General features: G+C 58.4%; 20 protein-coding genes. 7 read left to right on the top strand and 13 right to left on the bottom strand.

Annotated features, from left to right (window positions below; translation table 11 throughout):
* Positions 1–210 precede the first annotated feature (210 nt).
* Together ABVF61_RS10625 and ABVF61_RS10620 are read left to right on the top strand one after the other, a co-directional pair.
* Positions 211–993: a helix-turn-helix transcriptional regulator gene (locus tag ABVF61_RS10625; protein WP_353993484.1), complete on the top strand. Its 783-nt coding sequence runs from the start codon at positions 211–213 to the stop codon at positions 991–993.
* 49 nt (positions 994–1,042) lie between these two features.
* On the top strand, positions 1,043–2,074 hold the full coding sequence (locus ABVF61_RS10620; protein WP_353993483.1) for a GlxA family transcriptional regulator: 1,032 nt from the start codon (positions 1,043–1,045) through the stop codon (positions 2,072–2,074).
* On the opposite strand, the gene ABVF61_RS10615 is transcribed toward ABVF61_RS10620, so the two are convergent.
* The 7 genes from ABVF61_RS10615 to ABVF61_RS10585 are packed head-to-tail and all read right to left on the bottom strand — an operon-like array spanning position 2,052 to position 9,523.
* Entirely contained in the window at positions 2,052–2,984 is a 933-nt protein-coding gene (locus ABVF61_RS10615) for a 3-hydroxyacyl-CoA dehydrogenase NAD-binding domain-containing protein (protein WP_353993482.1), read from the bottom strand. The genes ABVF61_RS10620 and ABVF61_RS10615 overlap by 23 nt on opposite strands.
* Positions 2,984–3,718 (bottom strand): SDR family NAD(P)-dependent oxidoreductase, encoded by a 735-nt coding sequence (locus ABVF61_RS10610; RefSeq protein ID WP_353993481.1) that lies wholly within the window; start codon positions 3,716–3,718, stop codon positions 2,984–2,986. Before ABVF61_RS10610 ends, ABVF61_RS10615 begins: the two co-directional genes overlap by 1 nt.
* The gene (locus ABVF61_RS10605; protein WP_502949939.1) at positions 3,718–5,136 is read right to left on the bottom strand and encodes an aminobutyraldehyde dehydrogenase; all 1,419 of its coding nucleotides are present in this window, start codon (positions 5,134–5,136) and stop codon (positions 3,718–3,720) included. Before ABVF61_RS10605 ends, ABVF61_RS10610 begins: the two co-directional genes overlap by 1 nt.
* A 10-nt stretch (positions 5,137–5,146) precedes the next feature.
* Positions 5,147–6,082 carry a 3,5-dioxohexanoate:acetyl-CoA acetone transferase gene (kce, locus tag ABVF61_RS10600; protein WP_353993698.1) on the bottom strand — a complete coding sequence of 312 codons (936 nt, stop codon included), beginning with the start codon at positions 6,080–6,082 and terminating at the stop codon, positions 5,147–5,149.
* Positions 6,079–6,873, bottom strand: a complete 795-nt coding sequence (locus ABVF61_RS10595) for an SDR family NAD(P)-dependent oxidoreductase (RefSeq protein ID WP_353993479.1) — start codon at positions 6,871–6,873, stop codon at positions 6,079–6,081. The genes kce and ABVF61_RS10595 overlap by 4 nt, the downstream gene beginning before the upstream one ends.
* On the bottom strand, positions 6,870–8,405 hold the full coding sequence (gene betC / locus ABVF61_RS10590) for a choline-sulfatase (RefSeq protein ID WP_353993478.1): 1,536 nt from the start codon (positions 8,403–8,405) through the stop codon (positions 6,870–6,872). Before betC (ABVF61_RS10590) ends, ABVF61_RS10595 begins: the two co-directional genes overlap by 4 nt.
* Positions 8,402–9,523 carry an aromatic ring-hydroxylating oxygenase subunit alpha gene (locus tag ABVF61_RS10585; protein ID WP_353993477.1) on the bottom strand — a complete coding sequence of 374 codons (1,122 nt, stop codon included), beginning with the start codon at positions 9,521–9,523 and terminating at the stop codon, positions 8,402–8,404. The genes betC (ABVF61_RS10590) and ABVF61_RS10585 overlap by 4 nt, the downstream gene beginning before the upstream one ends.
* Positions 9,524–9,824: 301 nt before the next feature.
* Between ABVF61_RS10585 and ABVF61_RS10580 the strand changes: the two genes are divergently transcribed.
* Positions 9,825–11,156, top strand: coding sequence for an MFS transporter (locus ABVF61_RS10580; RefSeq protein ID WP_353993476.1), 1,332 nt, complete (start codon positions 9,825–9,827; stop codon positions 11,154–11,156).
* Here the strand turns inward: ABVF61_RS10580 and ABVF61_RS10575 are convergent.
* Positions 11,153–12,043, bottom strand: coding sequence for a LysR family transcriptional regulator (locus tag ABVF61_RS10575; RefSeq protein WP_353993475.1), 891 nt, complete (start codon positions 12,041–12,043; stop codon positions 11,153–11,155). The genes ABVF61_RS10580 and ABVF61_RS10575 overlap by 4 nt on opposite strands.
* Positions 12,044–12,139: 96 nt before the next feature.
* On the opposite strand from ABVF61_RS10575, the gene ABVF61_RS10570 reads away from it, so the two are divergent.
* The 3 genes from ABVF61_RS10570 to ABVF61_RS10560 are packed head-to-tail and all read left to right on the top strand — an operon-like array spanning position 12,140 to position 14,496.
* Positions 12,140–13,006 (top strand): phytanoyl-CoA dioxygenase family protein, encoded by an 867-nt coding sequence (locus ABVF61_RS10570; protein ID WP_353993474.1) that lies wholly within the window; start codon positions 12,140–12,142, stop codon positions 13,004–13,006.
* A gap of 23 nt (positions 13,007–13,029) precedes the next feature.
* Positions 13,030–13,617: an HD domain-containing protein gene (locus tag ABVF61_RS10565; protein ID WP_502949952.1), complete on the top strand. Its 588-nt coding sequence runs from the start codon at positions 13,030–13,032 to the stop codon at positions 13,615–13,617.
* 30 nt (positions 13,618–13,647) lie between these two features.
* Positions 13,648–14,496 (top strand): 3-methyl-2-oxobutanoate hydroxymethyltransferase, encoded by an 849-nt coding sequence (locus ABVF61_RS10560; RefSeq protein ID WP_353993472.1) that lies wholly within the window; start codon positions 13,648–13,650, stop codon positions 14,494–14,496.
* A gap of 24 nt (positions 14,497–14,520) precedes the next feature.
* On the opposite strand, the gene ABVF61_RS10555 is transcribed toward ABVF61_RS10560, so the two are convergent.
* Positions 14,521–15,453, bottom strand: coding sequence for a LysR family transcriptional regulator (locus ABVF61_RS10555; protein WP_353993471.1), 933 nt, complete (start codon positions 15,451–15,453; stop codon positions 14,521–14,523).
* 149 nt (positions 15,454–15,602) lie between these two features.
* Between ABVF61_RS10555 and ABVF61_RS10550 the strand changes: the two genes are divergently transcribed.
* A complete protein-coding gene (locus ABVF61_RS10550; protein ID WP_353993470.1) occupies positions 15,603–16,286 on the top strand; it encodes an isochorismatase family protein in 684 nt (227 codons plus the stop codon).
* Between the two features lie 161 nt (positions 16,287–16,447).
* Here the strand turns inward: ABVF61_RS10550 and betC (ABVF61_RS10545) are convergent, their stop codons facing one another.
* The 4 genes from betC (ABVF61_RS10545) to proX all read right to left on the bottom strand — a co-directional run bounded on the left by betC (ABVF61_RS10545) (position 16,448) and on the right by proX (position 20,902).
* On the bottom strand, positions 16,448–17,941 hold the full coding sequence (gene betC, locus ABVF61_RS10545; RefSeq protein WP_353993469.1) for a choline-sulfatase: 1,494 nt from the start codon (positions 17,939–17,941) through the stop codon (positions 16,448–16,450).
* Positions 17,942–17,943: 2 nt separating this feature from the next.
* Positions 17,944–18,858, bottom strand: coding sequence for an ABC transporter permease (locus tag ABVF61_RS10540; RefSeq protein ID WP_353993468.1), 915 nt, complete (start codon positions 18,856–18,858; stop codon positions 17,944–17,946).
* 10 nt (positions 18,859–18,868) lie between these two features.
* A complete protein-coding gene (locus tag ABVF61_RS10535; RefSeq protein ID WP_353993467.1) occupies positions 18,869–19,888 on the bottom strand; it encodes a quaternary amine ABC transporter ATP-binding protein in 1,020 nt (339 codons plus the stop codon).
* Positions 19,889–19,951: 63 nt separating this feature from the next.
* Entirely contained in the window at positions 19,952–20,902 is a 951-nt protein-coding gene (gene proX / locus ABVF61_RS10530) for a glycine betaine/L-proline ABC transporter substrate-binding protein ProX (protein ID WP_353993466.1), read from the bottom strand.
* Positions 20,903–20,925 lie beyond the last annotated feature (23 nt).

The raw sequence follows: 20,925 nt of genomic DNA, 5'->3' as shown, positions 1-20,925 counted from the left end.
GGTGCAGACGATGCACAGGACACGTCTGTAGCGACCATGAAACGGAATTTGCAGACTTTTGTGTCTATAGATCAATGGTTTGGTGTTGGTTGCCTGATGCTGGGGCGAATGCCACTTCCACCGATGGGGTCAACTTGCCAGCCGGTTGCATTTCCTGACCCTAGGTAAATTTACTTGCGCTGATCATGCGAGTGATCTAATGCCGTAGGTATGCATAAAGCCAAGCGATATCACACAGCCACTGCAGGTGTGAGCGCTACTTCGATCACCTCGGATCGAAGTTTTCCGCGTCACGCTCATGACGATTTTGCGTTCGGCTACATGTTGACGCGTGGGCATGAAAGCTGGTGTTGCCGCGGTCTCGTTGGTGTCGACGCCGGGGAGGTCATTGCGATCAGCCCGGAAGAAATTCATGACGGCCTCGGCCGAAAGGGCGAACCCAGGGCCTGGTGCATGATCAATCTGCCGGTTGAAACCGTTGCCGAACTCATGGATCAAAAGCCGGATCAGCTCGAATTCAGCGCGCCGGTTTTCAGTGATGATGCGACTGAAATCGTGCGCTCGGTCATCGATGTCGCCATGCAACCACATGCCCATGCTTCAGAGCTGGAAGAATTGCTGCGCATCGCCCTCGGCCGCATGTTGAGGTCGCTCGATACCCGGCAGGAAGAGATCAGGTCGCCGGACGCCATCTTACGGGTTGTCGACCAAATCCATTCTTGCTGGTCCGACCCGCTTACGCTTGACGAACTCGCCGAAACAGCGGGCATGAATAAATACCAGACAGTCCGGGCGTTCGCGCGCGAGATCGGCGCGACTCCCTATGCCTATCTGGTGCAATACCGTCTGAACCGGGCGCGGGAAATGATGGTTGAAGGCAAGGGATTGGCGGAAGCTGCTGCTGCTGCCGGATTTTCCGACCAGAGCCATATGACACGTGCGTTCAAACGGCAATTCGGTCTTTCCCCGGGCCGGTATCTGAGCGCCGGCTAGACGCTGCCGGTGCATTGATTTTTTAAGTCGTTTCTTTACAAATTTCGCCATGACGGACGAAAGGGATGACCCGCTACACATCGTTTTGCTGGTGACGCCGCACTTCAATGTGTCGGCGACAACGTCGTTCATCGATCCCTTCCGGGTCGCCAACTATCTGACAGCTACCACCATGTTTTCCTGGGACCTTGTGTCCGAAAGCGGTGGGCTGATCCCCTCAAGCAGCGGCTTTTCGGTTCAGACAAAATCCCTGCCTGAAATTGGAAACCGTAATCCGGCGTTGGTTGTTGTCAGCACAAGCTGGACGCCCGAGCGCCATTATACAGACCTGATTGTTGGAACACTCAAGAAATGGATGCGCGCGGGTGTGACCGTCGGTGCGCTCGATACGGGGGCATTTGTGCTTGCAAAAGCCGGTCTCCTGTCGGGGAAAACCGCCACCGTGCATTACGAACACATCGATGCGCTGATTGAGGTTGCTCCCAAAACGACGGTTTCGGAGGACCTTTTCACATTGGACGACAGGGTGTTTACCTGCTGCGGCGGCTCGGCTGCCACCGATGTTGCGCTGCATTTCCTGCGTTCTTATTGCGGGGTCAGTCTTGCGAACGCCGCTTCGCGCTATCTCTTTCATCATGACGTGCGAGGAGAGGGGAGCACTCAAAATCCGAAAGGGACGGAGCCGACCGGATATGCAACGCCGGGAACGGTCAGGAATGCGATCGATCTGATGGAAGCGCATCTGGAGGAACCGTTGCCGATACCGGTTCTCTGTCAACGGCTCGGCGTTTCCCAGCGACAACTCAGCCGGCTCTTCGGACAATATGTGCGTCGTTCACCGGTCGAGTATTACCGCGACATACGACTGGACAGGGCGCGCGGGCTGGTGACGCAAACCGAAATGAAACTGAGTGAGGTCGCCGCGGCGTCGGGCTTCAACAGCCAGGTGCATTTCAGCCGGGCCTACAAGCAGCGTTTCGGGCTGGCACCCGGTGCCGACCGCATCGAAGGCAGGGTGCCGTTCGAGTTTCGCGCCTGGCCGATGTACAGCCCGAAATCTAGGTCCGATATGGACGACTAGCCGCCTGCAGGGCCACGAGCATCTCGTCGCGGATCTTGGCAAGTTCGCGGGGGTCCCGGCCTTTCGCCTGATCGTTCATGCCTGCAACGAGTTGTTTGATGACCTCATCATCAAGGCGCGGATCGCCAAGGTTTTCCCACCATCCATTGAATGTTTCTCTGAAATGGTCGCAAAAGGCCTGAAGTCCGCCATCGCCCGCGCCCAGGTGAAACAGCATGGTCGGTCCCATCGCGGCCCATCTTAGACCCGGGCCTGCCCACATTGCCTTGTCGATGTCTTCGACACTGGCAACGCCTTCCATCGCCATGAAAACGGCTTCCCGCCAGACAGCCGCCTGAAGCCGGTTGGCGACATGCCCGGGCAGACCTTTCCTGATGCGGATCGTCACTTTGCCGATGTCCTCGTAGAACGCTTCGGTCCTGTCCAGTACATCCGCGGCTGTCTTGTCGTTGGCGGTGAGTTCCACCAGCGGAATGAGGTGCGGCGGGTTGAACGGATGGCCGAGGACCAGGCGGCCAGGGTCCTTCCAGCCTGCCTGCAGGTCTTCCAGCGTGAGGCCTGAGGTGGAACTTGAGACGATCGCGTTCCCTGACAGGACTGGCTCAATATCACGATAGGTCGCGTGTTTGACCGGCAGGCGTTCTGGCACGTTTTCCTGAATGAAATCCGCGCCTTCAACAGCGTTTGCCGACGTATCCGCAAACGAGAGCGCATCGGGCGTGGCACGCCTTGTCAAACCCAGCGTTTCCAGGGAAGGCCAGGCTGTCTCGATATAGCTGCGCACTTTCTGTTCCACATCCGGATCCGGATCGTGGACACAAACGCTGCGCCCGGCCGCCAGGAAAAGCGCGGTCCAGCTTGCGCCGATGACGCCCGCGCCCAATACCGCGACATGAGAGATTTCCGTCATCAGAACAGTCCTGGATTGAGTGGGGAAGCGGCTGTCATGCCGCCGTCGATTGTAAAGAGCTGGCCGGTCGCAAAGCCGGCCTCGTCCGAGGCAAGCCAGACGGCCATAGCTGCGATGTCGGCCGGTTTCCCGAACCGTCTCACCGCATGGCGGGCAATGGCATCCGTCTTTGCCCTGGCCGGATCGCTCGCAAGATCGAAGCCTGCATCCAGCATCCCTGTTTCAATCCAGCCCGGGCAGATCGCATTGCAGCGGATCTTCGGGCCGTGGTCGACTGCAATTGAGCGTGTCAGGCCGTGGACGAAAGCCTTTGACGCGTTGTAAAGCGCCATGGACGGATCTGCGACGGTGCCGGAGATGGAGCCGAGATTTATGATCGAGCCGCCGTCGCGCATATAAGGGATTGCTGCCCGGCACAGATTGAAGACACCGCGCGCATTGGTCCCGATGACATGGTCCCAGTCCGCGTCCGTGCTGTCGACAACCGTCTTTTCTACCTGAACGCCGGCATTGTTGACCAAAACATCGAACGCACCGAGATGTCGGATTGCATCCGCGACGGCCTTGCGATCGCAGACATCCAGCGTCAGCCACTCCGTCTCAAGGTCGTCCGGTTTCGGACCACGGCCGCAGGTAACAACGTCGGCACCCTCGGCAAGAAACGCGTCGACGATGCCTTTGCCGATCCCTTGCCTGCCACCGGTGACAAAGGCTTTCTTTGAGGCAAGGCGCATCAGTGCGCCACCATCACGTGGCGGATCGCGGTGTAAGCGTCGAGCGCATAGACGGACATGTCGCAGCCCGTGCCCGATCCCTTCATGGCAGCCCAGGGCATTTCGGGTGTCGCAACACCATGGGTGTTTACCCAGGTGAAACCGTAGCGCAGGCGCGAGGTCATGCGCATGGCAAGGCCGACATCGCGTGTCCAGACCGAGGACGCAAGACCGTACGGTCCTGTGTTCGCAATTTTCAGGGCTTCATCCGCATCGGAGAACCGCGAGATCGTAACGACCGGGCCAAAGACTTCGTTGCAGGCAACTTCCGAAGAATTGTCGACATTAGCGATGACAGTGGGATCAAAGAAGTATCCGGGGCCGCTTCCCGCATTTCCTCCCAGCACGATTTCGGAGCCTGTCCGGGCGCGCTCGACAAAGCCCGAGACGCTGTCCCTTTGCGCGGCTGACACGAGGGGCCCCATCTCGGTGCCCTCATCCTTCGGTGCGCCTGTCTTGATCTGGCCGACCTGGTCTGCAATCGCCGAGACGAGACGGTCGTATGCACTATCAGCCACGAGCACGCGGCAGGGCTGCGCGCAATCCTGGCCTGCGTTGAAAAAACTGCCGTAGCGAATGGTTTCGGCAACGGCGTCAAGATCGGCGTCGTCGAAGACGATGACCGGGGCCTTTCCGCCGAGCTCCAGGTGCACATGCCGGATCTTGTTGGAAGCTGCGCGCATCGCCGCCATGCCGGTCGCCGGAGAACCGGTGACGCTGATTGCCTCCATCTGCGAGCTGTTCATGAGCCTGTCGCCGATCGTCGGCCCGCGCCCGTGGATGATGTTCAATACGCCTTTCGGCACGACATCCTGCAAAAGACCGGCGAGATGGAGCGTCGACAACGGCGTGATTTCAGATGGTTTCAGGACAACAGGGCACCCTGCCGCCATTGGCGCTGCCAGTTTCCAGGAGGCCATCATCAGCGGATAGTTCCAGGGCGCGATGGCCGCGACAGGACCGATTGGGTCCCGGCGGATCATCGACGTGTGTCCGGCAACATATTCGCCTGCAGCGGACCCGGTCATCGTCCGGGCGGCTCCGGCAAAAAAGCGGAACACATCGATTGTCAGCGGCATCTCGTCGTCATGGGCGGAGGGCCAGGGTTTGCCGACATCCAGGCTTTCCAGTTCGGCGAGTTCCTGGCTGTGGGTTTCTATCACCGCTGCTATCTGCAAGAGCAGTTCGGACCGTTTGGCCGGCGATGTCATCGAGAAGGTTTCGAAGGCCTCGGCGGCGCTTCTGACCGCGGCTTCTATCTGCTCTTCATCTGCTTCCCTGACCTCAGTGATGGTCTCACCGCTTACCGGATTGAGGACGCTCAGGGCATCGCCTGTGCCCTCCACAAGCTCCCCGTTGATCAACATGCGCGTTTGCAATTTTTCCTCCCTAGAATCCGACCCTGTCGCCACCCTTGAGGGCCAGCCTCTGTCGGGCCTCCGATGGGGTCGCGACCGCAAGGCCCAGATTTTCCAGAATGTCCCGGATGCGTTTGACCTGTTGGGCATTTGAGGTTGCCAGCTCGCCTTTGCCTATGAAAAGGCTGTCTTCCAGACCAACCCTCAAATTGCCGCCCAGCATCGCGCTTTGCGTGGCAAACGGCATCTGGTGACGCCCGGCGGCAAGTACCGACCATTCGTAATTTTCCGGTCCGAACAGCTGGTCGGCCTTCTTGTGCAGAAAGACCAGATTGTCGAGGTCAGCGCCCATTCCGCCGAGAATTCCAAAAACCATCTGGATGAAGAAGGGCGGCTTTATCAGTCCCTGATCGACGAACCATTTCACCGTATAAAGATGACCCAGGTCGTAGCACTCAAATTCGAATTGGGTTCCGTGCTCACCCGACAGTTTCTCGATCGCGTATCGGATCGTCCTGAAGGTGTTGGGGAAGATGAAATCTTCGGTCATCTCCAGGAAGGGGCGCTCCCAGTCGTGCTGAAACTCGGTGTATTTCTGCAGCATCGGGAAGATGCCGAAATTCATGGAGCCCATGTTCAACGACGCCATTTCCGGGCTGGCTGTGGTTGCGGCGAGGAGACGTTCGTCCATCGTCATGCCAAGGCCGCCGCCTGTCGAGACGTTGATCACCGCGTCCGTCGATTGTTTGATAACAGGCAGAAACTGCTGGAAAATCTCTGGCCTTGGATCGGGCCTGCCGGTTTCGGGGTCACGGGCGTGGAGGTGAATGATTGAGGCTCCGGCCTCCGCCGCTTCGATACTGGCCCGGGCAATTTCGGCCGGTGTGACGGGCAGATGGGGAGACATGGACGGTGTATGAATGCCACCGGTGGGGGCGCAGGTGATGATGACGGATTTGGGCATCAGAGTCTCATTTGCTGGACTTGGGCTGACAGGCCGCCATCTAGAACCCAGAGCTGCCCGGAGGCGTAACGCGCTTCGTCGGATGCCAGCCAGTTGACCAGATTGGCGATGTCTTCCGGCGTACCGTAAGTGCGCATCGGATGCACGTCACGCACTGCTTTCTGCAGGGTTTCGATATTGCCGCCACCGCCACCGGATCCGTCGCCGTTGAAAAAACTCTGCAGCATGGGCGTGTCGATGTAACCAGGGCAGATCGCATTGACGCGAATGCCTTCCGGACCGTGATCGCAGGCCATGGCGCGGGTCAGCGCGTGGACCGCGCCTTTTGTCGCGCAATAGGCTGCGAGCCCGGGATCGGCGATGAAGCCGTCATAGGAACCGAAATTAATGAGGCTGGCACTTTTTCCAAGCTTGGCGGCTTCCCGCAAAAGCGGAAGGGCATATTTCGAGGTCAAGAATGTGCCGGTGACATTGACAGCAAAGGACCGGTTCCATTCCGCCAGAGACGTTTCCTCGATGGTTTTCTCGATCTCGATCCCGGCAGCGTTCACAAGGATATCGAGCCGTCCGTGTTCTTCCCGGACGCGATCCATCGCTGCAACCGCGTCTGCCTCGTGTGTCACGTCCAGTTTCACAAACTGACTACCATCTTCGACATGCTCCGCAAGCGAGCCTTCCGGTGTCAGGTCGGCTGCAAAGACCGTTGCGCCTTCTTTCACGAACCGTGCAACAATCGCCCGGCCGATGCCGCCCCTTGCACCGGTCACCAATGCAATCTTGCCATCCAGCATCATTCGGTCGGGTCCTTTCTGGGCGGGTACCGGTAGCGGCTTGCGGCCACGGTCCAATCCATGTGGTTTCTGACATATTGCCGGCTGGCGTCAGAGGGCGGGTTGTAGTCCCAGGGCTCACTTGCGCCGGCTTCCATCGCCGCGTGAAGTGCCCGGCGCGACTTTTGCGTCGCCATGATTTTTTTGCGAAGCTCCTCGCCGTTCCAGCGCCGTGCGATTTCATTTTGAAAGCCCGCCACGATGTTGTGGTACTTCGGGTCGCCGGCAAGATTCCGTCTTTCCTGAGGATCGGACTTCACGTCATAGAGCTGCGGCGGATCACAGTCGCAATGAATGAATTTCATCGCCCCGCGGCGGATCATGATCACGGGATAATTTGTCATTTCCGCGCAGTATTCACCGATCGCCTCATCCACCGGATCCGCTTCACCCCTGGCCAGCGGCATGAGGCTGCGGCCGTCTATGGGGTCTCCGAGCATATCCGAAGAGCCGCCTCCGATCTCGATGAAAGTTGGCAGCAGATCGACAAGGGAACACGCGTTGCCGGCTGTTCCTTTGGCGACGCCGGGACCGGCCATAACCAGGGGAACGCGGGCAGAATGCTCGAAGAAGTTCATTTTGTACCAGAGGCCGCGCTCGCCCAGCATGTCGCCGTGATCCGCGGTCACGATCACTACGGTGTTGTCGAGCTCGCCGGTCTCAGTAAGTGTTTCGACAAGCTCGCCGATTTTGCTGTCGAAGTAGCTGACATTGGCAAGATAGGCGTGCCGTGCGCGGCGCACCTCTTCTTCTTCGAGCGGGACGTAAGATGCCTCAATGCCATCCAGCAACCGGCGTGAAAACGGGTCCTGCTGCTCTAACTCCGGGACATAGTGGGGCATCGGGATGTTGTCGTCGGCGTATAGATCCCACCATTCGGGCCGCGCCACGTAAGGGTCGTGTGGATGAATGAAAGAGGCAACCAGAGCAAAAGGAGCGTCGTTTCCCGAGGCCTTGTCGCGTGCAACGTTAAAGAGCCAACGCTTTGCGGCAAATCCGACTTCGTCATCATAGTCGATCTGGAACGTGGCACTCGCAACACCGCTTTCCTTGACGGTCTGCATGTTGTGATACCATTTGTCGATGCGCTCGTCCGGCGCTTCCCAGTCAGGGGTCCAGGCAAAATCAGCCGGATAGATGTCGGTGGTAACCCGGTCTTCAAATCCGTGCATCTGGTCCGGACCGACGAAGTGCATTTTGCCCGACAGGCAGGTTCTGTATCCCAGGGACTTGAGGTAATGCGCGAAGGTCGGGATCGACGCCTTGAATTCGGATGCGTTGTCATAGGCCGCGATACGGCTGATCAATTGACCGGACATGAAGGCAAAACGGGATGGGGCGCAAAGCGGTGAATTGCAGTAGGCCGCGTCAAAACGCATGCCGCGTTCGGCGAGCGCGTCGAGGTTCGGCGTTTTGGCAATCGGGTGGCCGTAAGCACCCGTAAAATGCGGTGCCAGCTGGTCCGCCATGATCACGACAATGTTGGCCGGCCTCACGCGGGCCCCCGCGCATATGCGTCCAGAACAAGCCCATGGAAATGGTGCACGGCATGCTCCGATTTGCCGGAACCGCCGGGATCATGGACGATCCGGCCTTGCGTGAACGCCGGGGTGCTCATGCCCCGCTGCACGCTTTCAACCAAACCGATGTCCTCAACCTGCAGGACTTCGTCTAGATAGCGAATGGCGTCGCGTTCCATCTCGTTCGGTTCGGGTGTTTCCAGGAAGAAATCGTAAGTTTCCAGTGTACGGTCCGGACCAACTGGCACGATGTTCAGAACGATCATGCTTGACCTGCCCGGATAGCGCATCAGGCAGGTTGTGGGCCAGAGCCACCATACGGCATGCGTTCTGACCGTTGCATTCGAGACGTCGTAGGCACGGTTGGCGGCGTTGCCGGCATCGGCCATGTGACTGGAATAGATGCCGTGCGTTGTCACCTTGTAGGTGTCCATGTCGACGAGGTCGCAGAAATCCTTGTGAGCCGTCGGGCAGTGGTAGCATTCCAGGAAATTGTCGACGACGTTCTTCCAATTGGACTTGATGTCGTAAGTGAGGCGATGCCCGAAAGTCAGCTTGTCGACGTCCGGTGCCCAGTGGCGGATCTCTGTTTCCAGATCGCCCGATTGTTTCGACAGGGAAACGGCCTGCGGGTCCAGATTGACGAACACGAAGCCGCAGAATTCCTCGACCAGGATCTCATCGAGGCAGATTGCGCTGGTGTCGAAATCTTTCAATGTTTCCGTATGCGGCGCGCGCGCGAGTTGCCCGTCCAGCCGGTAGACCCAGGCGTGATAGGGGCACATGATCCGGGTGGTCACGCCTTCGCCTGACAGCAGCTCATGCGCGCGGTGCTTGCACACATTGTAAAATGCCCTAAGGACACCGTCTTTCCCGCGCACGACGGCAATCGGATTGCCCGCGATTTCCGTTGTCACGTATGACCCGGGTTCCCGCGTTTTCTCCACATGGCAGACCCACTGCCACGTCCTGGCGACGATCGACTTCAGATCTGCGTCGTACCAGCCTGCATCCGTATAGGCCGACGCAAGCAGCGAATTTGACCGGGACGGATCAGGGTCATAGCCGGCTGAAATCTCGATTTGTTCGGACACGTTGCACACCTCCCAGGGCCAGCTTCAAGCTTGCCTTTCAGAGGTCGACGCAGCAAAACGTTTTTGGTCGTCAGTTTATCTTTTTTGGACATCCAGGGCAAAGACGCCGATTGAAGCCGGTTCTCAGATTGTGCGCCACGCTAAAAGCACAATGGTCGCGCCTTGCCGGCCAAACTGGTCTCTTTTCATGTTAGAGGTCTTTACGGTCCGGTTGGCTGTGATTTTTCCAGGTGCGCGCTATCTTTGCCATTGATTTGCAGAGACCCGTTCATGGTTCGCATGATGCAGGAGCAAATGAGTAATGGCGGTTGACGTGTCCATTTCAAATTCAGGTCGCGGAACGCCGATCCTCCCGATTTTGTCGGTGAACTTCGTCGGGACACTGGGGTTTTCGATCGTCGTGCCCTTCATGGTGTTTCTGGTTGCCAAATGGGGCGGCAACGCGATTGTCTACGGCGCGCTGGCGGCCACCTATTCCGCGTTTCAGCTCATAGGCGCGCCCATTCTCGGGAAATGGTCCGACCAGGTTGGTCGCCGAAAGGTGCTCTTGCTGTCCCAGCTGGGCACCATGCTGTCCTGGTTCATCTTTCTTCTTGCGTTCTTCCTGCCGACTGGTGCGCTGATGAGCGTCGACAACGCGCTCCTTGGGCAATTCACGCTTACGCTGCCGTTGATTGTCCTGTTCGTCGCAAGGGCAGCCGATGGCCTGACCGGCGGCAACGTGTCGGTCGCCAATGCCTACCTTGCCGATATCACCGACGAAGAACATAGAACCGAGAATTTCGGCCGGATGGCCATGTCGACAAATGCCGGCTTCATCCTCGGACCGGCGCTTGCCGGACTGCTCGGCGCCACGGTCTATGCCGAGATGCTGCCGGTGATCGCCGCGTTTTTGATCTCTGTTGTTGCCAGCGTCCTGATCGTATTCGGTCTGTCGGAGAGCCGGGCTGAAGTTCTCAAGAACAAGCCGGGGCTCTCAAACGCATGCAAGGTGTTCGGTCAGGAAACGAAGGAGGTCTATCGGCTGAAAGGCTGCACTGAAACGCCGAAGACCGATATCCTGCAATTGCCATTCATGCCGCAACTCATGTCGGTGAACTTTCTTGTCATGATGGGGTTCAGTTTCTTTTATATCGCCTTCCCGGTTCATGCCGCGATACAGCTGGATTGGAGTGTCACCGACACCGGCATTTTCTTTGCGGTGCTGAGCCTTTGGATGATGCTTGTTCAAGGTCCGCTGCTGGCGTGTCTGTCCAGGCAAATATCGCAACGCGCCCTTGTGACCGGAGGCGGTCTTCTTCTCGGTTTGGGGTTTGCGCTGTTATTGTGGAACGGCACTGCCGGTATCTATGGAGCCGCGTTTTTCATCGCGCTCGGGAACGGTCTGATGTGGCCGACTTTCACGGCCGTTCTTTCCAAATTTGCCGGTGAGCAAATGCAAGGCGCGGTGCAGGGGCTTGCGAGTAGCCTGGGAGCTGCTGCGAGTATTGTTGGACTGATCAGCGGAGGACTGCTTTACACCTGGGCCGGATCCTGGGTGTTTCTTCTGTCCGCGGTAATAATTGGCGTAGCAGCCCTGGTCGCAAGTTCCTTGAGACCGGTCGGCCCCGAAGCTTCCGAAGGCAGCAGCTAGAGCCCCGTCGCCAGCCTCGTCTTTTCAGCTTCATCGCAGATCCATGCGTGAAACACCTTTGCCTCGGGGCCAAGTTCTGCGCCTGCAAGGTGGAGGAGGTGGTATTGCTCCACGCCTTGTATGTGCAGCCCGGGCACGCATGGCTTGAGGTTGTAACGCCGCACCAGATCGTCGCTTGCAGGCGGGCGGGCCAGGGCGACACCTTCACCGGCTGCAGCAACCGCAAGTGCCGTAAGGGTCGTGTCGACAAACAACGTTCGCGTGCCGGACGGCAGGACATCCCACCCAAAAACCTGCGCCCAGTTTCGCCTGTGATCGGCAACCTCGATGACCGGATGGTTCAAGATGTCTTCCAGCGTCGTAATGCGCGCCGCAATATCAGGATGGGCAACCGGGACAAGCTGCTCTCCAAAAAGAGCAGCACCCTCTGTTCCCGGCGGCGGGGGTCCGAACGCAATCCACAACACGGCCTGCCTTGGTGGTGTCTCCGGGCGGCCAAGCAGAGAATAGAGTTCCAGTGTTACGCCAGGATTTGAGGACAAAAACCCGGGCAGTCGCGGCGCGAGCCAGCCAACGGAAAGCGCCATGGAAACGCCGACCACCAGCGGCGGGGTGCCGGGCGCTGCAAGCGCGGCGGCGGCCGATTCCATCCGGCCCAAGGCCTCGCCGACGACACCGAGCAGACTGCGTCCGGCTTCCGTGAGAGACACGCCTGCTGCGGCGCGTTTGAAGAGCGGTCGGCCCAAATGCGCCTCAAGGGCCCGAATTTGCTGACTTACGGCAGGTGGCGACATCGCCAGAAGCTCCGCCGCGCGCGCAAAACTGCCGGTCCGGGCTGCAGCCTCGAAGACGCGCAGCCAGTTGAGGGAGGGAATGCGTTTCGCCATAATTCAGAATAAGCTGAGCTTATTCTCATGGGCAAGAGATCTGTCTTCTCAAGGCGATCATTCGCTGTAGCTTGAGGCCGGAATGAGGAGGACTTCATGCTTGATCTCGCGCCAGGCTATTTGAGCGACTATCGCCAGAACGGGTTCGTTGCCGGACTTCCGGTTTTCAGCAAAGACGAGACTGCCTCAATACGGGAACAGATCGAGGTGCTCGAGGCAGACCACGCGGAAGGTGCTGGCGGACACGACCTTGCGCAGTTTTTCCGGGTCAACGGGCATGTGGTGATCCCGCTGCTGGCCGAACTTGCGCGCACACCCTTGGTACTGGACGCTGTCGAGGGAATTCTCGGACCGGACATTTTGGCGTGGTCGGTTGAACTTTTCATCAAGGAACCGGGAAGCACGAAGACCGTCTCCTGGCACCAGGACATCACCTATTGGGGGATGGGAGAGACCGATGACGAGGTGACGGCGTGGATTGCGCTTTCCGACGTGTCGGTTGAGGCCGGGTGCATGCGCTTCATTCCGGGAAGCCACAAGGGCAGTATAGCGCGTCATGAAGACACATTTGACGCTGAAAACCTGCTTTCGCGAGGGCAGGCGATTGCCGGTGTCGACGAAACCAAGGCTGTTGCCGGACCGCTTCGGCCGGGCGAGATGTCGCTCCATCACGGCCGATGTTTTCATGCCTCCGGCGTAAACAACGGTTCCGACCGCAGGATCGGCCTTGCCATTCGGTACGTGACACCCGCCGTACGTGACCATGCACCCGGGCGTGACTGGGCGATGCCTGTGCGTGGTGAGGTTCCCGCCGGTGGCTGGGATTGCATTTCCGGACCGCGGGCTCTTTTCCACCCGACGGATCTTGCGCTTTACGATCGCATACTTGCAGGGCAAGCTGCCACTTTGTCCGAAGGCGCAGAACAGAGTGTCGGCATGTACGTAAAAGGAGAGGCCAAGTGAGCCAGACTGTCAGCTTCACCGCCATGAAGGACGGTACCCGCGAGGATTACGAACTTCTCGAACGGCTGGAAAAGCCCTTCCTCGCACTGACTGCGGACCGCGTGCTTGAAGAGCTTAAGCGTGCCGGGGAGGCGACGCTTGAGGGATACAAGATCACCCGCCTGGAGCACGGGCTTCAGTCCGGCACACGCGCCCTCAGGGATGGCGTCGATATCGACTGGGTTGTCGGCGCGCTCCTGCATGATGTCGGTGACGGCCTTGCGCCGCAAAACCATGACAAGATGTCCGCCGAGGTGATCCGCCCCTTCGTGCGATGGGAGGTCGCCTGGACCGTCGAACACCACGGGATTTTCCAGACGCTTTACTTCGGCCATCACTATGGCTGGGACCGCAATGCGCGAGATCGTTACCGCGATCATCCGCTGTTTGACACATGCGCCACGTTTTGCGAGCAGTGGGACCAGTCGAGTTTCGATCCGGATTACGCCAGCGAGCCACTGGAAACTTTCGAGCCGATGGTACGGGAGGTCTTTTCGCGCAAGGCCTACGATCCCGCTGTGATCCGCGAAAACGAGGTGACGGGTCTGCCGGCAAAATTCAGGGCCGATTGACAAGCGGACAACCTGGAAAGTTGACCTGACATGAAGCGGATTTACGACTTCAGCCGGACCCCGGCGAAGCGCAACTACACTGTTGCGGATTTGCGTGCGCTCAAGGGATCGGGCCGCACCCTTACCAGGGCCAATCCGGCGAACAACGAGGAACTGCAGGCCTGCGTCGAAGCAGGCATCGACCTCTTCGTCGTCGGCGCCGACCAGATGAAAGATGTTCGCCGCATCGCGCCGCATCATTTCACCGGGGCAGGGTCGACCTGGGCGCAGTTCGGTTCAGATGATGAAATCATCGCACACGCCTATGAGACCATGCGCGACGGCGCTGACATGTACTATACGCTGCGATCCTTCGATGTCATGGAGCGCATGGCCCGGGACGGCATTCCGGTGCAGAGCCATATCGGCCTCATTCCAACATTCAGTCATCATTGCGGTGGTCTTCGCGCCTGGGGACGGACGGCCGATGAGGCCATGAAGATCTACGACACCATTAAACGGATGGAAGATGCAGGTGTCTTCGCCGTGGAAGCCGAATGCATCGCCGAGGAAGTCCTCGCGGCGGTAAATGAAAAGACCACAATCGTCACCTTTTCACTTGGGTCGGGAAAAGCGGGTGATGCCATCTTTTCGTTTGTCGCCGACATCTGCGGCGAGACCAGCGAAGAGGAGACGCCTCCAAAACACGCTTATGCCTTCGGCAATGTCGGCCGCCTGCACAGACAAATCCATGAAGAGCGGGTCGCCGCTCTTGGCAGGTTCCACGAGGAAGTCACCGCCCGGAACTTCCCTTACGCCGAAACCAATGTGAGCATGCGACCCGGCGAAGAGGAAAAGTTTCTGGAAGCGCTCGACAAGTGGACACCAACGCACCGTTAACGCGGCGCGAGTGGCATCACTGTCTCAGTCGGCTTCCACGCTTGCGATCAGCAAGGGGATCCTGTCGAGTGCCGTGTCGATAAAGGCGCGCACGGCGGGGCGCATCAAACGTTGCGGCTGGTAGACGAGATTGACCGGAACCTGTCGCGCAAACCAGCCGGTTGCGACACGTTGCAATCGGCCTTTTTTCACTTCCGCTGCAGCAATCAACTCCGGAAGCACAGTGACGACATCACTGGATAATGCGGCATCGCGTAACAGCCAGGGGTTCATGCAAACCAGGCGTGGTTTTACCATCAAAAGTCGTTGTTCGCCCTTGTGCGAAACCAGCTGCAAAGACGGCTCAGCTTTCATCCCACGGTGCAGCAGGGCGACGGATTGTTCCGACAGATCTTCCACGCCAATCTGCGGTGCACCACTGCGCCGATAGAGCGCCGCGCGAACGCTACCAAGATTCCTGGCCACCAAAGTGTCATCGACAATCGGGCCTACTCGGATCGCCGCATCGTAGCCGTCCTCGACGATGTTCACGTGTGCGTCGGAAAGGTCAATCTGCAGATCGCAGTCTGCATATTTTTCGAGAAAGGCGGACACGATCGGTCCCAAAAGTGCCTGTCCGAATATGGATGGTGTCGTTATCCGGACCGTGCCAACGGGCGCATCGCGCATCGAGGCCAATGATCGTTCGACGGCATCGACTTCTGCAACCATGCGTTCGGCATGGTTCACGGCAAGTACACCCGCCTCGGTCGGGCGCACCGTACGGGTCGTCCGCTCAAACAATCGCAAGCCTGCCCGGTCTTCCATGCGCATCAGGCGTCGGCTCACCGTGGCAGGCGGAATGGTGAGGGTTTTTGCGGCCTCGGCGAAACTCAGCTTCTTGTGCAGTTCGACGAGAATGCGCGCGTCAACGAGGTCTTCGATTATCATTCCATTTTCATCATCAATGCGATGCATTTGTGACTGCTAGTCACGTCTATGCATCAATCTATATCGCGCCTTGAGCTTGTTTCACAAGGCCGATGAAGTCTTGGGAAATCAGGCTCTCACATCTATCCGGCGCGGTTTCATGTCCCCGCCCGCCCACAAGAAGCAGGAGAACCTGAATGGCCCTTCCTTCGTCCGAATTGACACCCGACAATTGCGTTTTCGTCATGATTGATCACCAGGTCGGTCTAATGCAATTTCTGTCGTCCATCGACCCGATGCTGCTAAAGAACAATATTCTCGGTCATGCCAAGACCGCGAAGGCATTGGATATTCCCGTCGTCATGGGCACAAGCTGGCCCTTGGGGCCGAATGGCCCAACCATGCCGGAGCTGACCGCGCTCTTTCCGGAAGTGAGTGTGATCGATCGCCCTTTTGTCAATTTCTGGAACGACGAAACGTCCCGCAAGGCGGTCGAAGCAACCGGCCGCAAAAAACTGGTCATCTCCGGGCTTGCCACTGAAGTCTGTGCCGCTTTTCCGGCTCTTGCCGCCTTGCGCGACGGATACGAAGTCTACGTGGTCATGGATGCAAGTGCCGACTTCAATCCGTTCATTCAGGATGTGACAACGACACGTCTCGCGTCAGCGGGCGTGATTGTGACCACCTGGATCGCAGTGCTGGCTGAACTTGCGGCCAATACGGAAGTCAACGGGAAGCACATCGGGCGCTTGCTGAGTGAACACATGGGTCAGTATCAGGCAGCCATGAACAACTTCCTCGGCACAGCGCAAAATGCGGATGCTGTTCGTGCAGGCGTTGGCTTGACGGGTCACCCTCCCATCCCGATGGCAACGGACTAATTGGAGGTAATCGGGTCTGTGCATTCTTCAGGTGAAAAGCCCGCGTCCAGAGAGTGGTTCGAGCGCAACGCACGGTACCTGAGGTAACGGAACTGTCCGGCCCCGGGCGTCAACACGTCCTAGGCCGGGCGCATGCCGACTGAGCCGCATTGGAGGTCGGCTCAGATATAGTCAAACGCCCACTCATTGTAGCCTTGCGCACCTCGATACCAAAGCACGCGGTCCGTTTCGCTTTCGTCATGATTCCAACGCTGCGTTCGACCCGTGTTCATTGCGTCGCGAACCAGTGCGCGTCTTTTCTGGCTGAGCAGGATTGCCTTTGTAAGCTCTTGCTCGTCCCACTTTCTGTTCACCTCTTCGCAAAAACCATCCAGCAGTTTTTGGTGCTCTGGCGATGCGGCGAGGTTTGTTCTTTCTTCCGGGTCGTCCGCAAGGTCGAACAACATCATTCCGTCGTGGGATGAAGAGATGAACTTGTAGTTCCCGCGCCTGATCATGAAAATCGGCACAGGCGTCGCCTCTGCCAGGTATTCCGCATAGATTGTTCGCTGAGGCTCGGTGTCACCACGATCCAAAAGCGACGTCAGGTCGATGCCTTCGAGGGACTCAACGGCAGTCGGGACCCCGGCAAGACCGTTGAATGTCGGCACCAAATCAACAAGCGATGCCAGTTCACTAACGCGCTGCGCCTTAATCCAGGGAGCGTGGATGATGAGGGGCACCCGCATCGCTTTTTCAAAAAAGTGCTTTTTGAACCACATGCCGCGTTCACCGAGCATTTCGCCGTGGTCGGACGTAAAGACAATAGCCGTGTTTTCGCTGGCACCGGTTTCCTCAAGTGCCTGCAGGAGCCTTGAAATCAGGCTGTCGAGGTAACTGATAGACCCGTAATAGGCGCGGATCGCACGACGGACATCCGCGTCGCTGAAGCGGATGCCGAGCATCCCAAAGTCCTTCAAGAGCCGAGCGGAGTGCGGATCATGTTCCTGCGCGGAAAGCGCGGAGACTTTCGGCATCGGAATGTCTTTGTCTTCGTAAAGATCCCAGAACTCCTTGCGGCAGAGATAAGGCTCATGCGGGTGCGTATAGGAGACTTGCAGGAAGAAGGGGCGCTTGTCGTCTGAGCGCGCCATGTCGAAGATGTGCTGCACCGCCTTGAAGGTGACTTCCTCGTCATAATCGATCTGAACCGAGCGCGCGCAAATGCCGGCAATCCGCACGGCACGATCGTCGTTCGTGTCCCGTTTGCCTTCGTTGTTCCAGTTCGGTACCCAGGCGAAATCGGCGGGGTAAAGGTCCGCCGTCAGGCGTTTTTCAAAGCCGTGAAACTGATCGGGGCCTATGAAGTGCATCTTGCCGGAAAGAACAGTCTGGTAGCCCGCCACTCTCAGATAATGGGCATAAGTCGGGATCTCTGCCGAAAACTCAGCCGCGTTGTCATAGGCGCCGACTGCGGAGCAAAGCTGCCCTGTCGCCATGGAAAATCGCGAGGGAGCGCAAAGCGGAAAGTTGCAGTACGTGTTTTCAAACACCACACCTTCTTCAGCGAGTGCGTCCAGCGTTGGTGCGTGACAGATCTTGTCGCCATAGGCCCGAAGCGCGGACGCCGTGAGCTGGTCGACCTGGACAAACAGGATGTTCGGGGGCTTCGTCATTTTCATTTGCGAACCAGTGCTCTGACCATGCCGACCGGGCCGGTTTCGTACCATTTCTGATGATTGCGTGCGCGCGACGAAGTGCCGAAGCTCTGCGAGACACGATCGATCACGATTGCCAGGAAGACGATGCCAAGGCCGCCGACCGTTGCCAGACCCATGTCCAGACGCCCAATCCCGCGCAGCACCATCTGCCCGAGGCCTGTAACGGAAATCATGGAGGACACCACCACCATGGACAGGGCCATCATGATCGTCTGGTTGACGCCCGCCATGATTGTCGGCATCGCGAGCGGAAGTTCGACCTTGTAAAGGGTCTGCCGGTTTGAGGCGCCGAAGGCGCGCGCTGCCTCGACCATATCGGGCCGGACCTGCCTGATCCCGAGATTGGTCAAGCGCACGACCGGTGGCAGCGCATAGATGAACGTCACGATCACACCGGAAACGTTGCCGATGGAAAACAGCATTACGATCGGCACGAGATAGACGAAGGAGGGAATGGTCTGCATCAGATCGAGCAACGGCTGCAGGACCATCCAGAACCGGTCTCGCTTGGCGGCGATCACTCCAAGGGGAATACCGATCAACGAGCAGAAAACGACGCATGTCAGAACGATGGAGAGCGTTGTCATGCTCTCTTCCCATGCGCCCATCAGTCCGATGGCGGTCATGCAGGCAGCTGCGATAAGGCCGAGTTTTCGGCCACCGGCTTGCCCGGCAATCAAGATGATGATGGCCAGAACGAGAAGGTCCGGTGCTTGTGTCAAACCGTCCTCAAGGGCAGTCAGAACGAGGTCGAACGGCACCTTGATGGCCTGGAAAATGAACCGGAAATTCACGACCACCCATTGCAGCGCGCTTTCCACCCACGTGCCGACCGGTATCCACTCCGTGTCAAAAATGTTCCATAGATCCATGACCGTTCCCCTATCCCCGCAACGCGGTCAGCGCGGCCTTGATGGTGATGAGCCCGACAGGCGCTTTCTCCGGGTCGACAACCGTGACCGGAGACTGATCATCCATGAAGTTGTCGATAATCTCGCCGAGCTCCGCATCGGTGTGAACCTGTTTCGGTGTGTGTGCACGGCCGTTCATCGGCTCCATGATTGTTTCCGCTCGCACGAGACTCACGCGGCTTATGCCCTTAACGAAATCCGCAACGTAGTCGTCGACCGGGTTCGTGACGATCTCTTCGGGAGTGCCGATCTGGACGATTTCGCCGTCATTCATGATGGCGATATGGTCTCCCATGCGGATTGCCTCATCGAGGTCATGGGTGATGAACAGTGTCGTCTTGTCCATATGGGTCGACAGATTGAGAAACTGGTCCTGGAGCTGGCGCCGGATCAGCGGATCAAGTGCAGAGAACGGTTCGTCCATCAAAAGGATCTCAGGATCAGCCGCGAGCGCACGCGCCAGTCCGACGCGCTGCTGCATACCGCCTGACAACTGGTCCGGATAGTGGTCGATCCAGCCGCTGAGCTCCATGGCCGCCAGCGCCGCCTCCGCTGACTTTCGACGTTCCGGGAGAGCAACACCGCGCACCTCGAGGCCAAAGCCGACGTTCTCGCCAAGGGTCCTGTGGGGCCAAAGGGCCATGTGCTGGAACACCATTCCAATCGTTTCGGCCCGCAACTGGCGCAAGGCAGCTTCCGCCATCGTGTCGACGCGCATTCCGGCGACGTGGATTTCGCCCGAAGTCGGCTCGATCAGTCTGTTGACGTGACGGACCAGCGTGGATTTGCCGGACCCGGACAGGCCCATGATGCAGAAGATTTCGCCTTTGCTGACGGAAAAACTCGCATTGCGCACGCCGAGGACGCAGCCAAACCGGTCGCGAACCTCATCCTTGGACAAACCTTCGGAAAGAACCGCTTTCATGGCCTCGTCCGAGCGTTTGCCGTAGATCTTCCACAAATCCCTGCATTCGATCTGCGCTTCGCTCATCACGCATTCCCTCTGGCAAAAAATGGCGCGGCATCTGCCGCGCAATGAAGGAAGGGAGGGCCTTCAGTTCGCCTCGGCCGCTTGCTGCACCCATCCGTCGAATTCCGCCTGGTTCGCAGCGACCCAGTCTTCGGCATGACGGCGGAAATCCTCAAGGGAGTTTTCGCCGTCCCGCAGTTTGACCTGTGCTGCATTCACAGCAGAAATGGGGATCTCAACGAGCTCGAAGAACTTCGCCGCAGCGGGGTTGTCCTCCAGGAACTCGTTGTTGGCGACGATGTAGACGTCGTTTACGGCAAAACCGGCATCAAACGCACCGTCGGCCGGCACACCAATCTGTACGACGTCGGTCCCGGGGACGAGAACATCGCTGATCCAGTTGGGTGTCCAGGTGTAGTAGAGGATCGAGCCGCCCTCGTTGTAGCGCGTGATCGTGTCCGCCATGATGGCGAAATAGCTGCCCTGATCATGCTGGACAGTGTTACGCAGATCATATTCATCGAGGTGGTTCTCGATTGCCAGTTCGCATCCCCAACCCGGATTGCAGCCTGAAAGGTTTGCGCGCCCGTCGCCGTCGCTGTCGAAAATGGCGCTTTTGGCGGGATCCTTGAGCTGTCCGATGTCGCTGATGCCTTGCGCGTCTGCTGTTTTCTTGTCGATAAAGTAGCCCTGACCAGCGCCTGTGATCGACGCATTCACACGGGTCATGACGGCTTCGCCGCCGGACTTGTCGAAGAAGTCGTTGTGGAGCGGTTTCCAGTGGTTGAATGTATAGTCCGCATCCCCTGACGCAACGGCCAGGTGAACCGCGGGGAAGTCTGCTTCCAGGGTTTCCTCGACCTCATAGCCCAGTGCCTCGAGCCCCAGCTGCACGACCATATGCTGAAACCAGGCATTTGCCGGCGAACCTTTTATGGGCGACACCGAGACGCCTTTACCAGGCAGGTCCTGTGCCGCAGCCGGCGAGACGCACACCAGTGCAGTTGCGAGTGTCAGTAGCGAAAGCTGTCTCATGATTTCCTCCCAAGCATGCGACG

The sequence above is a fragment of the Roseibium sp. HPY-6 genome, assembly GCF_040530035.1.
GTDB lineage: Bacteria > Pseudomonadota > Alphaproteobacteria > Rhizobiales > Stappiaceae > Roseibium.
Note: the sequence above shows the minus strand (reverse complement) of the source record. Positions and strands in the feature narration are given on the sequence as shown.

Bases quoted from the DNA above. Each gene is read 5' to 3' on its own strand.
- ABVF61_RS10565 (WP_502949952.1), top strand. From the start codon at position 13,030: ATGAAGGACGGTACCCGCGAGGATTACGAACTTCTCGAACGGCTGGAA.
- ABVF61_RS10555 (WP_353993471.1), bottom strand. From the start codon at position 15,453: ATGCATCGCATTGATGATGAAAATGGAATGATAATCGAAGACCTCGTT.
- ABVF61_RS10570 (WP_353993474.1), top strand. From the start codon at position 12,140: ATGCTTGATCTCGCGCCAGGCTATTTGAGCGACTATCGCCAGAACGGG.
- ABVF61_RS10580 (WP_353993476.1), top strand. From the start codon at position 9,825: ATGGCGGTTGACGTGTCCATTTCAAATTCAGGTCGCGGAACGCCGATC.
- ABVF61_RS10560 (WP_353993472.1), top strand. From the start codon at position 13,648: ATGAAGCGGATTTACGACTTCAGCCGGACCCCGGCGAAGCGCAACTAC.
- ABVF61_RS10540 (WP_353993468.1), bottom strand. From the start codon at position 18,858: ATGGATCTATGGAACATTTTTGACACGGAGTGGATACCGGTCGGCACG.
- ABVF61_RS10535 (WP_353993467.1), bottom strand. From the start codon at position 19,888: ATGAGCGAAGCGCAGATCGAATGCAGGGATTTGTGGAAGATCTACGGC.
- ABVF61_RS10550 (WP_353993470.1), top strand. From the start codon at position 15,603: ATGGCCCTTCCTTCGTCCGAATTGACACCCGACAATTGCGTTTTCGTC.
- ABVF61_RS10625 (WP_353993484.1), top strand. From the start codon at position 211: ATGCATAAAGCCAAGCGATATCACACAGCCACTGCAGGTGTGAGCGCT.
- proX (WP_353993466.1), bottom strand. From the start codon at position 20,902: ATGAGACAGCTTTCGCTACTGACACTCGCAACTGCACTGGTGTGCGTC.
- ABVF61_RS10595 (WP_353993479.1), bottom strand. From the start codon at position 6,873: ATGATGCTGGATGGCAAGATTGCATTGGTGACCGGTGCAAGGGGCGGC.
- ABVF61_RS10610 (WP_353993481.1), bottom strand. From the start codon at position 3,718: ATGCGCCTTGCCTCAAAGAAAGCCTTTGTCACCGGTGGCAGGCAAGGG.
- betC (WP_353993469.1), bottom strand. From the start codon at position 17,941: ATGACGAAGCCCCCGAACATCCTGTTTGTCCAGGTCGACCAGCTCACG.
- ABVF61_RS10575 (WP_353993475.1), bottom strand. From the start codon at position 12,043: ATGGCGAAACGCATTCCCTCCCTCAACTGGCTGCGCGTCTTCGAGGCT.
- ABVF61_RS10615 (WP_353993482.1), bottom strand. From the start codon at position 2,984: ATGACGGAAATCTCTCATGTCGCGGTATTGGGCGCGGGCGTCATCGGC.
- ABVF61_RS10620 (WP_353993483.1), top strand. From the start codon at position 1,043: ATGACGGACGAAAGGGATGACCCGCTACACATCGTTTTGCTGGTGACG.